Source organism: Pseudomonas sp. ASL9 (assembly GCF_056680335.1).
In genome coordinates this window covers 2,979,981-2,994,328 of the sequence record NZ_CM155277.1, presented here as the reverse complement: position 1 = coordinate 2,994,328, position 14,348 = coordinate 2,979,981, and the positions used below count along the sequence as shown (strand labels likewise).

Annotated in this window: 15 protein-coding genes; all 15 read right to left on the bottom strand. The window is 55.7% G+C overall.

Translation table 11 applies throughout. The annotated features are described in order from the left end of the window. Positions 1-4: 4 nt before the first annotated feature. A complete protein-coding gene (locus AC1ME2_RS13715; protein WP_480441880.1) occupies positions 5-772 on the bottom strand; it encodes a DeoR/GlpR family DNA-binding transcription regulator in 768 nt (255 codons plus the stop codon). A 223-nt stretch (positions 773-995) separates the two neighbouring features. Then, positions 996-2,363: a bifunctional UDP-N-acetylglucosamine diphosphorylase/glucosamine-1-phosphate N-acetyltransferase GlmU gene (gene glmU / locus AC1ME2_RS13710; protein WP_480441878.1), complete on the bottom strand. Its 1,368-nt coding sequence runs from the start codon at positions 2,361-2,363 to the stop codon at positions 996-998. Between the two features lie 114 nt (positions 2,364-2,477). Beyond that, positions 2,478-2,903: a F0F1 ATP synthase subunit epsilon gene (locus AC1ME2_RS13705; RefSeq protein WP_480441877.1), complete on the bottom strand. Its 426-nt coding sequence runs from the start codon at positions 2,901-2,903 to the stop codon at positions 2,478-2,480. Positions 2,904-2,947: 44 nt separating this feature from the next. Further along, positions 2,948-4,327, bottom strand: a complete 1,380-nt coding sequence (atpD, locus tag AC1ME2_RS13700) for a F0F1 ATP synthase subunit beta (RefSeq protein WP_480441876.1) — start codon at positions 4,325-4,327, stop codon at positions 2,948-2,950. A gap of 28 nt (positions 4,328-4,355) precedes the next feature. Continuing rightward, complete coding sequence (atpG, locus tag AC1ME2_RS13695; protein ID WP_480441875.1) at positions 4,356-5,216, bottom strand: F0F1 ATP synthase subunit gamma; 861 nt, start codon at positions 5,214-5,216, stop codon at positions 4,356-4,358. A gap of 50 nt (positions 5,217-5,266) precedes the next feature. Then, positions 5,267-6,811: a F0F1 ATP synthase subunit alpha gene (atpA, locus tag AC1ME2_RS13690; protein WP_480441873.1), complete on the bottom strand. Its 1,545-nt coding sequence runs from the start codon at positions 6,809-6,811 to the stop codon at positions 5,267-5,269. Positions 6,812-6,832: 21 nt separating this feature from the next. Beyond that, the gene (locus tag AC1ME2_RS13685; RefSeq protein WP_480441872.1) at positions 6,833-7,369 is read right to left on the bottom strand and encodes a F0F1 ATP synthase subunit delta; all 537 of its coding nucleotides are present in this window, start codon (positions 7,367-7,369) and stop codon (positions 6,833-6,835) included. Between the two features lie 12 nt (positions 7,370-7,381). Further along, positions 7,382-7,852 carry a F0F1 ATP synthase subunit B gene (locus AC1ME2_RS13680; protein WP_480441871.1) on the bottom strand — a complete coding sequence of 157 codons (471 nt, stop codon included), beginning with the start codon at positions 7,850-7,852 and terminating at the stop codon, positions 7,382-7,384. Between the two features lie 57 nt (positions 7,853-7,909). After that, positions 7,910-8,167, bottom strand: a complete 258-nt coding sequence (gene atpE, locus AC1ME2_RS13675) for a F0F1 ATP synthase subunit C (protein ID WP_002555987.1) — start codon at positions 8,165-8,167, stop codon at positions 7,910-7,912. A gap of 145 nt (positions 8,168-8,312) precedes the next feature. Further along, entirely contained in the window at positions 8,313-9,182 is an 870-nt protein-coding gene (gene atpB / locus AC1ME2_RS13670; protein ID WP_480441869.1) for a F0F1 ATP synthase subunit A, read from the bottom strand. A gap of 16 nt (positions 9,183-9,198) precedes the next feature. After that, positions 9,199-9,606 (bottom strand): F0F1 ATP synthase subunit I, encoded by a 408-nt coding sequence (locus AC1ME2_RS13665; RefSeq protein ID WP_480441867.1) that lies wholly within the window; start codon positions 9,604-9,606, stop codon positions 9,199-9,201. 145 nt (positions 9,607-9,751) lie between these two features. After that, entirely contained in the window at positions 9,752-10,633 is an 882-nt protein-coding gene (locus AC1ME2_RS13660; protein WP_480441865.1) for a ParB/RepB/Spo0J family partition protein, read from the bottom strand. 9 nt (positions 10,634-10,642) lie between these two features. Next, the gene (locus AC1ME2_RS13655) at positions 10,643-11,434 is read right to left on the bottom strand and encodes a ParA family protein (RefSeq protein ID WP_480441864.1); all 792 of its coding nucleotides are present in this window, start codon (positions 11,432-11,434) and stop codon (positions 10,643-10,645) included. A gap of 18 nt (positions 11,435-11,452) precedes the next feature. Then, positions 11,453-12,088, bottom strand: a complete 636-nt coding sequence (gene rsmG, locus AC1ME2_RS13650) for a 16S rRNA (guanine(527)-N(7))-methyltransferase RsmG (RefSeq protein WP_480442134.1) — start codon at positions 12,086-12,088, stop codon at positions 11,453-11,455. Between the two features lie 5 nt (positions 12,089-12,093). Further along, positions 12,094-13,986 (bottom strand): tRNA uridine-5-carboxymethylaminomethyl(34) synthesis enzyme MnmG, encoded by a 1,893-nt coding sequence (mnmG, locus tag AC1ME2_RS13645; RefSeq protein ID WP_480441862.1) that lies wholly within the window; start codon positions 13,984-13,986, stop codon positions 12,094-12,096. Between the last annotated feature and the right edge of the window lie 362 nt (positions 13,987-14,348).

Genomic DNA, 14,348 nt, shown 5'->3' with positions numbered 1-14,348 from the left:
TCTCCTAGCAAACAGCGGCGCAAATCAGGGTTATGCCGCGGGCTTGAATCTGCTCGCGAGCCTCAATGGGCAAGCGATCATCGGTAATAAGGGTATGGATGCTGCTCCAGGGCAGCTCCAGGTTAGGAATCTTGCGACCTACTTTATCGGCCTCGATCATCACCACGACTTCGCGTGCAACGTCGGCCATGACTCGGCTCAAACCCAACAGTTCGTTGAACGTCGTGGTCCCACGACTCAAATCGATTCCATCGGCACCAATAAATAGCTGATCAAAATCGTATGAGCGCAACACCTGCTCAGCAACCTGTCCCTGGAACGATTCGGAATGAGGATCCCACGTGCCACCCGTCATGAGCAGCACCGGTTCATGTTCAAGTTCGCTCAAGACTCTCGCAACGTGCAGCGAGTTGGTCATCACCACCAGGCCGGGTTGTCGGCCCAACTCAGGAATCAACGCGGCGGTAGTACTGCCACTGTCGACGATGATGCGCGCATGTTCGCGAATGCATGATGCCGCAGCGCGAGCGATGGCTTGCTTGTACTTGGAAACAGGCTGGCTGCTCTCGCCAATCAACTCCTGCGGCATAGTGACGGCACCGCCGTAACGACGCAACAGCAAGCCATTGCTTTCAAGCGCGGCGAGATCCTTTCGAATCGTCACCTCCGAGGTTTCGAAGCGTTTCGCCAGTTCGTCGACACTGACTTCGCCCTGCTCGTTGAGCAAGGCCAGAATATTGTGACGACGTTGTGGTGTATTACGTTTCGACATGGCGCTTTAAGTTTCGATTCGGAAGATAACGAAAGCAATCAAAACCTATTAGCGTATTTCCGTCAAGCTGAAAAAAACTGTGGATAACTCTACAGGAGCTGCCGAAGGCTGCGATCGCACGGAAACCGGACGTCGCGTTTAATTTTTTAAGGTTGTTCCAACCTTATCGCAGCCTTCGGCAGCTCCTACAACGATATGCGTACTCCAACACATGTGGATAACTTCAGTCTTTTTTTGTTTTTACCGGCCGTTTCCAGCCGTCGATATTGCGCTGGCGCGCGCGGCCGATGGCCAACTGCTCGGCAGCGACGTCTTGGGTAATGGTCGAGCCTGCGGCCGTGGTGGCGCCGGATGAGATATCCACAGGCGCGACAAGGGAGTTATTGGAGCCGATGAACACGTCTTCGCCCAGCACGGTCTTGAATTTGTTCGCGCCGTCGTAGTTACAGGTAATGGTGCCGGCGCCGATATTGGTTCGCGCCCCGACTTCGGCGTCGCCAAGGTAGGTCAAATGTCCGACCTTCGCGGCTTCACCCAAATGCGCGTTCTTCAGCTCGACAAAGTTACCCACATGCGCGCGCGCGTCCAGCACGCTGCCAGGGCGAAGACGAGCAAAAGGGCCGACATCGCTGCCCTCCCCCAAGATCGCCCCGTCAATATGGCTATTGGCTTTGATCACCGAGCCTTTGCGCAGGGTGCTGTTTTTGATCACGCAGTTCGGGCCAATGACCACATCGTCTTCGATGACCACGCGGCCCTCAAGGATCACGTTGATATCAATCAGAACGTCGTGACCCACGCTGACCTCGCCTCGAACGTCGAAACGCGCGGGATCACGCAACGTGACCCCCAGTGCCATCAAGCGACGGGCCTCACGTTGCTGGTAATGACGCTCCAGCTCGGCCAGTTGCTTGCGATCATTGGCACCCTGGACTTCCATGGCATCAAGCGGCTGCTCAGTGGCGACCACCAGACCATCATTCACCGCCATGGCAATCACATCGGTCAGGTAATACTCGCCCTGCACGTTGTTGTTCGACAGACGGCCCAGCCACTCTGCCAGGCGCTTGCCAGGCACGGCGAGAATACCGGTATTGCCCTCAGTGATGGCTTTCTGCGCCTCGGTCGCATCCTTATGCTCGACGATTGCACTGACGCGATTTTGCTCATCGCGCACGATGCGACCATAACCGGTGGGGTCGGCAAGATTGACCGTCAGCAGCCCCAATTGCTCGGCGCTGACTTTTTTCAGCAGGCGTTGCAGGGTTTCAACTTGGATTAAAGGCACGTCGCCATACAGGATCAGTACGTTCTCGGCGGTCAACTCAGGCAGCGCCTGCGCGACAGCGTGGCCGGTGCCCAGTTGTTTGTCCTGCAAAACGAAATTCAGGTCATCCGCAGCCAGACGCTCACGAACGATATCGGCACCGTGACCAATCACCACATGAATCCGCTGTGGATTAAGTTGGCGGGCACTGTGGATAACATGGCCGAGCATGGAATCCCCGGCCACGGGATGAAGAACCTTGGGCAGAGCGGAACGCATGCGGGTGCCCTGACCTGCGGCGAGAATAACGATATCGAGTGACATGACTGGCTACCAATCCTGGGGAGGTCAGCGGCTGTGACCGGGGGGTAATTTTCAAAAAAGAAAAAGGGTAGCCGAGGCTACCCTTTTTCTCAATCGTGCAGAGAGCTGACGGGGTTAGCCGCCAAACTTTTTGCGAATCTGCCGAATGGTGCGCAGCTGAGCTGCAGCCTCGGCCAGACGTGCAGCCGCAGCGCCATAATCGAAATCTGCGCCTCTTTCATTCAGCGCCTTCTCAGCAGCCTTAACGGCTAACTGAGCGGAGGCTTCGTCCAGGTCGGCAGCACGTTGCACGGTGTCGGCAAGTACCTTGACCATGTTCGGCTGAACCTCGAGGAAACCGCCTGAGATGTAAAACACCTCAGCTTCCCCGCCCTGTTTGATCAGGCGGATCGGACCCGGCTTCAGATCAGTGATCAGCGGCGCGTGGCCTGGAGCGATACCAATATCACCCAGGTTGCCGTGCGCAATCACCATCTCGACCAGACCGGAGAATATTTCCCCTTCCGCGCTGACGATATCGCAATGGACTGTCATAGCCATTCGCTTGCCTCAACCTAATTAGCGCCCGTTGCCGGGCGCCGGGATTACAGTTTTTTGGCTTTCTCGATCGCTTCTTCGATGCCGCCGACCATGTAGAACGCTTGTTCTGGCAGGTGGTCGTAGTCGCCGTTGAGGATGCCTTTGAAGCCAGCAATGGTGTCTTTCAGGGAAACGTATTTACCCGAGGCACCGGTGAAGACTTCAGCCACGAAGAACGGCTGCGACAAGAAGCGCTGGATCTTACGAGCACGGTTTACCAACTGCTTGTCGACTTCCGACAGCTCGTCCATACCGAGGATCGCAATGATGTCCTTCAGTTCTTTGTAACGCTGCAACACGTACTGAACGCCGCGAGCGGTGTCGTAGTGATCCTGGCCGATTACGTTCGGGTCCAGCTGGCGCGAAGTCGAATCCAGTGGATCGACCGCTGGGTAGATACCCAGGGAGGCGATGTCACGGGACAGTACGACAGTGGCGTCCAAGTGGGCGAAAGTGGTCGCAGGCGACGGGTCAGTCAAGTCATCCGCAGGTACGTATACCGCTTGGATCGATGTGATCGAACCGTTTTTGGTCGAAGTGATGCGCTCTTGCAGCGTGCCCATCTCTTCAGCCAGGGTCGGTTGGTAACCTACTGCAGAAGGCATACGGCCCAGCAGTGCGGATACTTCAGTACCGGCCAGGGTGTAACGATAGATGTTGTCGACGAACAGCAGAACGTCGTTACCTTCGTCACGGAACTTCTCGGCCATGGTCAGGCCGGTCAGTGCTACGCGCAGACGGTTACCCGGCGGCTCGTTCATCTGACCGTAAACCAGCGCCACTTTGTCGAGAACGCTCGAATCCTTCATCTCGTGGTAGAAGTCGTTACCCTCACGGGTACGCTCGCCCACACCAGCGAACACGGAATAACCGCTGTGTTCCATGGCGATGTTACGGATCAGTTCCATCATGTTTACGGTTTTGCCTACACCGGCACCACCGAACAAACCGACTTTACCGCCTTTGGCGAACGGGCAGATCAGGTCGATAACCTTGATGCCTGTTTCCAGCAGGTCGTTGCCGCCTGCCTGTTCCGCGAAGGTTGGCGCAGGACGGTGAATGCCCCAGCGCTCTTCGGTTTCGATCGGGCCAGCTTCGTCGATCGGGTTGCCCAGAACGTCCATGATCCGGCCCAGGGTCGCTTTACCGACCGGTACGGAGATGGCTGCGCCAGTGTCTTTGACTTCCAGACCGCGCTTCAAGCCCTCGGTGGAACCCATCGCAATGGTGCGGACCACGCCGTCGCCCAGCTGTTGCTGAACTTCCAGGGTGGTCCCGGCAGCGCTTTGTACCAACAGCGCGTTGTAGATGCTCGGTACGTTTTCGCGTGGGAATTCCACGTCGATCACGGCGCCGATGATTTGAACGATACGTCCGCTACTCATTAGCTGGATCCTCTGAATATTTGAACCGTTAAACCGCGGCAGCGCCGCCGACGATTTCCGAGATCTCTTGGGTGATCGCAGCCTGACGCGCCTTGTTGTAGACCAGTTGCAAATCGCTGATCAAATCACCGGCGTTATCAGTGGCGTTCTTCATTGCGATCATCCGCGCGGCTTGTTCAGCTGCACTGTTCTCGACCACCGCCTGGTACACCTGCGACTCCACGTAGCGCACCATCAGGCCGTCAAGCAGCTCTTTGGCGTCGGGTTCGTAGAGATAGTCCCAGTGGTGCTTGAGTCCTTGATCCGGGGTTGCCACCAGCGGAATCAACTGCTCCACCGTTGGCTGTTGCGTCATGGTGTTGATGAATTTGTTGGATACCACGGACAGGCGATCAATACGGCCATCCAGATAGGCATCCAGCATCACCTTGACGCTGCCGATCAAGTCATTGATCGACGGCTCTTCGCCCAGGTGGCTGATCGCAGCGACGACGTTACCGCCGAAGTTGCGGAAAAATGCCGCACCTTTGCTGCCGACCACGCACAGATCGATCTCTGCACCGTTTTCACGGTTTACCGCCATGTCCTTGACCAAAGCCTTGAACAGGTTGGTATTCAAGCCACCACACAGACCACGGTCACTGCTCACGACGACATAACCGATACGCTTTATTTCGCGATCGATCATGAACGGGTGGCGGTATTCCGGGTTGGCGTTGGCCAGATGTCCGATTACCTGGCGGATGCGCTCCGCGTAAGGACGGCTAGCGGCCATACGCATTTGAGCCTTGCGCATTTTGCTGACCGCCACTTTTTCCATGGCGCTGGTGATCTTTTGCGTGCTTTTGATGCTCGCAATCTTACTGCGAATCTCTTTTGCGCCTGCCATGTAACACCTATCAGGTTAGCAAGCGGGAGCCTCTCGGCCCCCGCTGCGGCTTACCAGGTTTGGGTGGCCTTGAACTTCTCGATACCGGCTTTGAGGCCAGCGTCGATTTCGTCATTGAAGTCACCCTTCACGTTGATCTTCGCCATCAAATCGGCGTGATCGCGGTTGAAGTAAGCAATCAGAGCCTGCTCGAAGCTGCCGATTTTTGGAATCTCGATGTCCACCAGGAAGCCACGTTCAGCGGCATACAGGGACAACGACATATCAGCGATAGACATCGGCGCGTATTGCTTCTGCTTCATCAGCTCGGTAACGCGCTGACCATGCTCAAGCTGCTTGCGAGTGGCTTCGTCCAAGTCAGAAGCGAACTGGGCGAATGCCGCCAGTTCACGGTACTGAGCCAGAGCGGTACGGATACCACCGGAAAGCTTCTTGATGATCTTGGTCTGAGCGGCACCACCCACACGGGATACCGAAACACCGGCGTTCACTGCAGGACGAATCCCGGAGTTGAACATGGCCGATTCCAGGAAGATCTGACCGTCGGTGATCGAAATCACGTTGGTCGGAACGAACGCGGAAACGTCGCCAGCCTGGGTTTCGATGATCGGCAGTGCGGTCAGGGAACCGGTTTTGCCGGTCACTGCACCGTTAGTGAACTTCTCTACGTACTCTACGGAAACACGCGATGCGCGCTCCAATAGACGGGAGTGGAGATAGAACACGTCGCCTGGGTAAGCTTCACGGCCTGGCGGACGGCGCAGCAGCAGGGAAATCTGGCGGTAAGCCACTGCTTGCTTGGACAGATCGTCATAAACGATCAGCGCGTCTTCACCGCGGTCGCGGAAGTATTCGCCCATGGTGCAGCCGGAGTACGGTGCAAGGAACTGCAACGCAGCAGATTCGGAAGCACTGGCAGCAACGACGATGGTGTTAGCCAACGCGCCGTTTTCTTCAAGTTTGCGAACCACGTTGGCGATGGTCGATTGTTTCTGACCGATTGCCACGTAGACGCAGAAGATGCCGCTGTTTTTCTGATTGATGATCGCATCGATAGCCAGAGCGGTTTTACCGATCTGACGGTCGCCGATGATCAGCTCACGCTGGCCGCGGCCGACAGGGATCATGGCATCTACAGCCTTGTAGCCAGTCTGTACAGGCTGGTCTACCGACTTACGCCAGATCACACCCGGAGCAACCTTCTCGACAGCGTCGGTGAGGACGTTGTTCAGAGGGCCTTTGCCGTCAACTGGGTTACCCAGTGCGTCGACTACGCGACCCAGCAGTTCCGGACCAACCGGAACTTCGAGGATGCGGCCAGTGCACTTGGCGCTCATGCCTTCAGCCAGCATCGTGTAAGCGCCCAGTACCACAGCGCCTACAGAGTCTTGCTCAAGGTTAAGCGCCATACCGAAGACGCCGCCCGGAAACTCGATCATCTCGCCGTACATTACGTCGGCCAGACCGTGAATCCGCACGATGCCGTCAGATACGCTGACGACTGTGCCTTCGTTACGGGCTTGGGAGGTTACATCGAGCTTGTCGATGCGACCCTTGATAATTTCACTTATTTCGGACGGATTGAGTTGCTGCATTGCTCTGCTGCCCCTTCAAACTCAAGATTTCAATGCTTCGGCCAGTTGCGCGAGTTTGCCACGCACTGAGCCATCGATAACCAGGTCGCCGGCGCGGATGATGACACCACCTATGAGGGTGGCATCCTCCGCAGCGTGCAGTCGCACTTCCCGGCCGAGCCGTGCACTGAGAACCTTGGCGAGTTTGTCTTGCTGTTCTTCGTTCAATGCAAAAGCACTGGTAACGTCCACATCAACCGATTTTTCCTGCTCAGCCTTGTACAGGTCGAACAGTGCGGCGATCTCCGGCAATAGCGGGAGACGGTCGTTTTCAGCAACGACGTGGATGAAATTCTGTGCCTTGACATCAAACTTATCGCCACACACTTCAATAAAAGTGGTGGCCTTCTCTGCGCTCGTCAGTCGCGGGGCCTTGAGTACGCGCTGCATTGTGTCGTCTTGCGACACAACTGCAGCCAAGCCGAGCATGGCTGACCAATTGGCCAGTTGCTGGTGGGCCTGGGCGTGCTCAAAGGCTGCCTTAGCGTAAGGTCGGGCCAACGTGGTCAGTTCTGCCATGATCGCCCTCGCTTAAATTTCAGCAGCCAGTTTATTAACCAGCTCCGCGTGCGCGTTTTGATCGATTGTGGCACCCAGGATCTTCTCGGCACCGTTGACTGCCAGGCGACCCAATTGGGTGCGCAGCGCGTCTTTGACGCCGTTCAGTTCCAGCTCAATCTCGGTTCGAGCCTGAGCCTTCACACGGTCAGCTTCGACAACAGCCGTTTCACGGGCCTCGTCGACAATCTGCGTACCGCGTTTCTTGGCTTGCTCAATGATTTCAGCTGCCTGAGCTTTAGCTTCGCGCAGTTGATGACCCACTTTATCTTGGGCCAACTCCAGGTCGCGAGTTGCTCGGCTAGCAGCGTCCAATCCATCAGCGATCTTCTTCTGACGTTCGTGCAAAGCCGCGATGACCGGAGGCCATACGAACTTCATGCAGAACATTACAAAAATGAAGAACGCAACGGATTGGCCAATCAGGGTTGCATTAATGTTCACGCCAACACCTCGCTCGTTCGTTGTCCATCACACCAATCCACTCGAAAATTCGAGAGATTAGCCAGCGAGTTGACCAACGAAGGGGTTCGCAAAGGTGAAGAACAGAGCGATACCAACACCAATCATGGTCACGGCGTCGAGCAGACCGGCGACGATGAACATTTTAACTTGAAGCATTGGGACCATCTCTGGTTGGCGAGCTGCGCCTTCCAGGAACTTACCGCCCAACAGGCCGAAACCAATTGCGGTACCCAGTGCGCCCAGGCCGATCAACAGTGCAACAGCGATAGCAGTTAGACCAACTACAGTTTCCATCTTTCCTCCCGACTTTACGTCGTATTGGTTAGGTTTTTAGATTAAAGCGGTAAAGCAAAACCGTTTTTACATCAACCCTTGCGGGCTCTCGCTTGCGACACCCTCTCACCGAAGCGAGAGGGTCATCAGACGCGCCAGGCGAGTCTTAATGGTTTTCTTCGTGAGCCATCGAAAGGTAAACGATGGTCAGCATCATGAAGATGAACGCTTGCAGGGTGATGATCAGGATGTGGAAGACAGCCCACGCCCATTGCAGCACAACACCAAGGCCACTCAGCCAGAGCAGGCCACTGCCGAACATGACCGCGATCAGGATGAACACCAGCTCGCCAGCGTACATGTTGCCGAACAGCCGCAGTGCCAACGAAATAGGTTTGGCAATCAGCGTCACGAATTCAAGCAGGAAGTTCACCGGAATCAACAGCGCCTGGAGCAGAATGTTCTTGCTGCCAAACGGGTGCAGGGTCATTTCGCCGACGAAACCGCCGATGCCCTTGATCTTGATGCTGTAGAAAATGATCAGCGCAAACACCGACAGGGCCATGCCCAGGGTGGCGTTAGGATCAGTCGTCGATACCGCACGGAACGGAATGTGCGAGTCGCCGGTAATCAGGACGGCCAGTTTCGGAATCCAGTCGACCGGTACAAGGTCGACGGCGTTCATCATGAACACCCAAACGAAAATGGTCAGTGCCAATGGCGCAATGACAGGGCTACGACCGTGGAAACTGTCTTTCACGCTGCCATCGACGAATTCCACCAGGACTTCGACGAAGTTCTGCAGGGCGCCCGGCTGACCAGAGGTCGCCTTTTTTGCCGCCATGCGGAAAATCAATACGAAGATCAAACCCAATGCTACCGACCAGCCGAGAGTATCGACGTGGAAAGCCCAAAAGCCCATTTCCTTGGCTTGAGCTGCGGTGTGGGCAAAGCCCCAACCGCCGGTTGGCAATTGACCAAAGGTCAGGTTCATCAAGTGGTGTTGGATATAGCCCGAAGCGGATTCTGCTGCCATGGTTGCCTCAAACGCCCTAAGGTCTCGAAAGTCTTGTTCTCATAAGCAGGGGAGCAAACCAGCTGACCAACTGGGTCAACATGAACACGCCGAATACAGCCAGCGGCGCCAGTGGCTTCACACCTACAAAGGTCAGCGTAAAAAACGCTGCCGTCAAAATCAGTTTGCCAGCCTCACCGGCATAAAAAGACCGGATAATGGCTTGCGCTGCTCTGGCCCCGGAAAATCGGAAAGCCTTATGAGCAAAATACAAATTGGGCAGCCAAGCTATCAAACCTCCGCAAAGGCCTGAGTACCCAGCTACGACTCCGTGCCACTGCCACAGCGCCAAAGCTGCCAACAGCAGGACTACACATTGAGCCAGCAGTACGGGAAAAACCGCCAAACGATGGAACGGGAGGCGGTTTTGCGTGCGATTTTCCATCACAACTGCCCTCCAATATCGGCCGCCAAAATCAATAACTTGGCATAATTTGTGCCGACAAAATGCGCGCAGAGTATAGGGGCGGTTTAGCCCCTATTCAACTGTTAGGTAGTGATATTTGACTACCCGCTACAAAGCAATTGTTTCAACGAATGTGAGCAAGGACACCCTGCAACTCGTCCAGCGAGTTATAGCGGATGACCAACTGACCCTTACCTTTCTGACCGTGGCGAATCTGCACCGCAGAGCCTAGGCGCTCGGCCAGGCGCTGTTCCAGGCGACTGATGTCCGGGTCGGATTTAGCAGGTTCAGCGGATCCGGCAGCGGTTGGTTTGCCACTCAACCACTGGCGAACCAGTGCTTCAGTCTGGCGCACAGTCAGCCCGCGTGCGACAACATGTCGCGCCCCTTCAACCTGCTGTTCTTCGGGCAAACCGAGTAATGCACGTGCATGACCCATTTCCAGATCGCCGTGAGACAGCATGGTTTTGATGACCTCAGGCAACGCGATCAATCGCAGGAGGTTGGCCACAGTAACCCGCGACTTGCCCACCGCATCGGCGACTTGCTGCTGAGTTAATTGAAATTCCTGCTGGAGACGCTGTAACGCGACCGCCTCTTCAACAGGATTAAGGTCTTCGCGCTGTATGTTCTCGATCAGCGCCATGGCGATGGCGGTTTCATCGGGCACATCGCGAACCATGGCCGGAATGGTTTCCAGCCCTGCCTGTTGGGCGGCACGCCAGCGGCGTTCACCTGCGATGATTTCAAAGCGCTTGCCAGCGACCGGGCGCACCACGATCGGCTGCATCACACCCTGGGCCTTGATCGACAGAGCAAGCTCTTCGAGTGCCTGGGGGTCCATGTCACGCCGTGGCTGGTATTTGCCGCGCTGGATCAGGTCCAGCGGCAAATGCTGCAGTTCGCGTTGATCGGCCTGAACGGCCTGCTCTTCCAACGCACTGACGGTCGGACTGCTCAGAAGTGCATCCAGCCCACGTCCGAGACCTCGTTTCTTAACGGCCATGCGGATTCCTTAAGTTGCCTGTGCGGTGCGCGAGTTGCGACGTTGACGACGAACCATCTCGCCAGCCAAGGCAAGGTAGGCCAAGGCGCCACGCGATGTTTTGTCATACGCCAGCGCCGGCATGCCGAAACTCGGTGCTTCAGCCAGACGGATATTGCGTGGGATGACCGTATCGTAGAGCTGTTCACCGAAATGCTCTTTGAGCTGATCGGAAACATCGTTGATCAAGCTCAGTCGCGGGTCATACATGGTGCGCAGCAAGCCTTCGATTTTTAGCTGCGGGTTGAGCAGCTCGGCGATGCGCTTGATGTTATCCACAAGGTCGCTCAGCCCTTCGAGCGCAAAGTACTCACACTGCATGGGGATAATGACCCCATCAGCGGCAACCAAGGCGTTCAAGGTGAGCATCGACAACGACGGTGGGCAGTCGATGAGGATGTAATCGTAATTCTCGCGAATCGGCGCCAGAGCGTTGCGCAGCCGACTTTCCTTCAGCTGCATGTCCAACAGGACCACTTCGGCTGCCGTCAGGTCGCGGTTGGCTGGCAATAGCTGATACCCGCCGTGTTCGGAGAACTGCATGGCCTGGGCCAGATCGCATTCGCCGATCAGGAGGTCATAAACCGAATATTCCAGCGCGTGCTTATCCACACCGCTGCCCATCGTGGCGTTGCCCTGCGGGTCGAGATCGATCAACAACACACGGCGTTTGGTCGCGACCAGTGACGCTGCGAGGTTGATACAGGTGGTGGTTTTACCCACACCACCTTTTTGGTTCGCTATCGCGAATACCTTAGCCATTCTTGCTTGTGTTCCCAATCATGCCGTGCGGCGCAATATCAGCAGATGGCGTTGGCCTTGGCAACCTGGAACGGTCAAGGCTTGTGCGCTATCGAGGTGAAAATCTGTCGGTAATGCTACCAGCTCATCAGCGGGATGCAGCCCTTTCATCGCCAACCATCGCGTATCCGTATCGCCCAGGTGCCGGGTCCACTCCGTAAAGTCTTCCAGACTGCTGAACGCTCGGGAAACAATTCCGGTGAAGGGTAGCTCAGGTTTGAACGCTTCAACCCGGCTGTGGATAACTTCAAGGTTATCCAGTTTCAGTTCGAGCTTTACCTGAGTCAGAAAACGGGTCTTCTTGCCGTTGCTATCGAGCACTGTCACTTTCATTTCAGGAAACAGGATAGCCAATGGAATACCGGGCATTCCGCCACCACTGCCGACATCGATCCAGCGATCACCGGCGATGAAGGGCACGACGCTCAGGCTATCGAGCAAATGCCGCGAAACCATTTCATCCGGATCGCGCACAGCCGTGAGGTTGTAAGCCTTGTTCCACTTGATCAATAGGGCCAGGTAAGCCAGCAACTGGCTGTGTTGGCTTTCGCTCAAATCAACGCCGAGTTGCTGGGCGCCACGGGATAACTCTTGGGCATGTTGCGGGGTAACCATAGAACTCAAGCGCTTTGCTCCAACTGACGGCCCGCGCCGCGTTTTTTCAAATGAATCATCAACAGCGAAATCGCCGCAGGCGTGACACCGGGAATCCGCGATGCCTGGCCGAGTGTTTCAGGACGAGTTATCCCCAGCTTGCTCTGGATTTCTTTCGACAGGCCGGAGATACCGACGTAATCGATGTCTTCTGGCAATTTGATATCTTCGCTGGCGCGCAGCCGCGCGATTTCATCCTGCTGGCGGTCAATGTAACCGGCGTATTTGGTCTTGATTTCGACCTGCTCGGCGACCTGTGGATCGCTGCAGCCTTCGCCAGTGATGGCTATCAGGCTGGCGTAATCGATTTCCGGGCGTGTGAGCAGGTTGAGCAAATTGTATTCATGAGTCAGCGGCGTGCCGAAATGCGCGGAGATAGCATCACCCTGCTCGGTACCGGGACGCACCCAGGTGCTTTTCAGGCGTTGCTCTTCGAGTTCGATGCTTTCGCGTTTGGTGCAGAAAGCCGCCCAGCGCGCATCATCGACCAGCCCTAGCTCGCGGCCTTTCTCGGTCAGACGCAAATCGGCATTGTCCTCTCGCAGGATCAACCGGTATTCAGCCCGTGAGGTGAACATCCGGTAAGGCTCTTGCGTCCCCAAGGTAATCAGGTCATCGACCAACACCCCGATGTAGGCCTCGTCGCGACGCGGACACCAGCTGTCTCTGCCCTGTGCGCGCAGTGCCGCATTGGCCCCAGCGAGCAAACCCTGGGCCGCGGCTTCTTCGTAACCGGTTGTACCGTTGATTTGCCCCGCGAAAAACAGGCCGGCAATGACTTTCGTTTCCAGACTGTATTTCAAATCGCGAGGATCGAAATAATCGTACTCGATGGCATAGCCAGGACGAATGATGTGAGCGTTTTCCATCCCGCGAATCGACCGCACGATCTGCAACTGAACATCGAAAGGCAGTGAGGTGGAGATGCCATTCGGGTAGAGCTCGTGGGTCGTCAGCCCTTCGGGTTCGATGAAAACCTGATGGCTTTCCTTGTCTGCGAAGCGATGGATCTTGTCTTCGATCGATGGGCAATAGCGTGGACCAATACCTTCGATCACCCCGGAATACATGGGTGAGCGATCAAGGTTGGCCGCAATAATTTCGTGAGTTCTGGCGTTGGTATGGGTAATCCAGCAGCTGACTTGCGCAGGATGTTGCTCTTTGGAGCCCATGAACGACATGACGGGAATGGGTGTATCGCCCGGTTGCTCGGTCATCACCGAGAAATCCACTGAACGGCCGTCGATGCGTGGTGGTGTGCCGGTTTTCAAGCGACCCACTCGTAGCGGTAACTCACGTAGTCGCTGAGCGAGAGCAATCGACGGCGGATCGCCCGCACGTCCACCGGAATAGTTCTGCATGCCTATGTGGATAAGTCCACCGAGGAAAGTGCCGGTGGTTAAAACCACCGAATCAGCCAGGAAACGCAGACCCATCTGTGTAACAACGCCGCGGACCTGGTCTTGTTCAACGATCAGGTCATCGCAGGCTTGTTGAAATATCCACAGGTTGGGCTGGTTCTCGATGATTTCGCGAACAGCCGCTTTGTACAGCACGCGGTCAGCCTGAGCGCGAGTAGCGCGCACCGCTGGGCCTTTGCGGCTGTTCAACACGCGGAACTGGATGCCGCCTTTGTCGGTGGCTATTGCCATAGCACCGCCAAGGGCGTCGATTTCCTTGACCAAATGGCTTTTGCCGATGCCACCAATGGCAGGGTTGCAGCTCATCTGCCCGAGGGTTTCCACGTTATGCGTCAGCAGCAGGGTTTTTGCACCCATGCGTGCCGACGCCAGTGCTGCCTCGGTACCGGCATGACCGCCGCCGATGACGATCACTTCAAAACGGGAAGGGAAATCCACCACGCACCTCGTGCCTGCTTCTTGGGGTAAATAGGAATGAAAATTAGGACAGTCGACAAGTATAGGGACTTACCCATCTTGAAGGAACCTTTGTGCACAAAATTTAACCAGCTGTGGATGACTGCCAGATATAGAAATTAAAAAGAGAGAAATTTATAAATCTTTGTTTTTATGTTTATTATTACTGAACCACCTTTCTGTGGATAAAGAGCTACAGGCCCTTATCTACGGTATGTACAGCGATTCAAAAGTCTGTGGCCATGTGCCAATGAGGCCCTTGGATAAGTGCTTTAAGCCTGTGGATTAAACAGGTACTTGTCCACAGGGTGCTTTATCCTCAGTTTTAAGACCCACTTATCAAC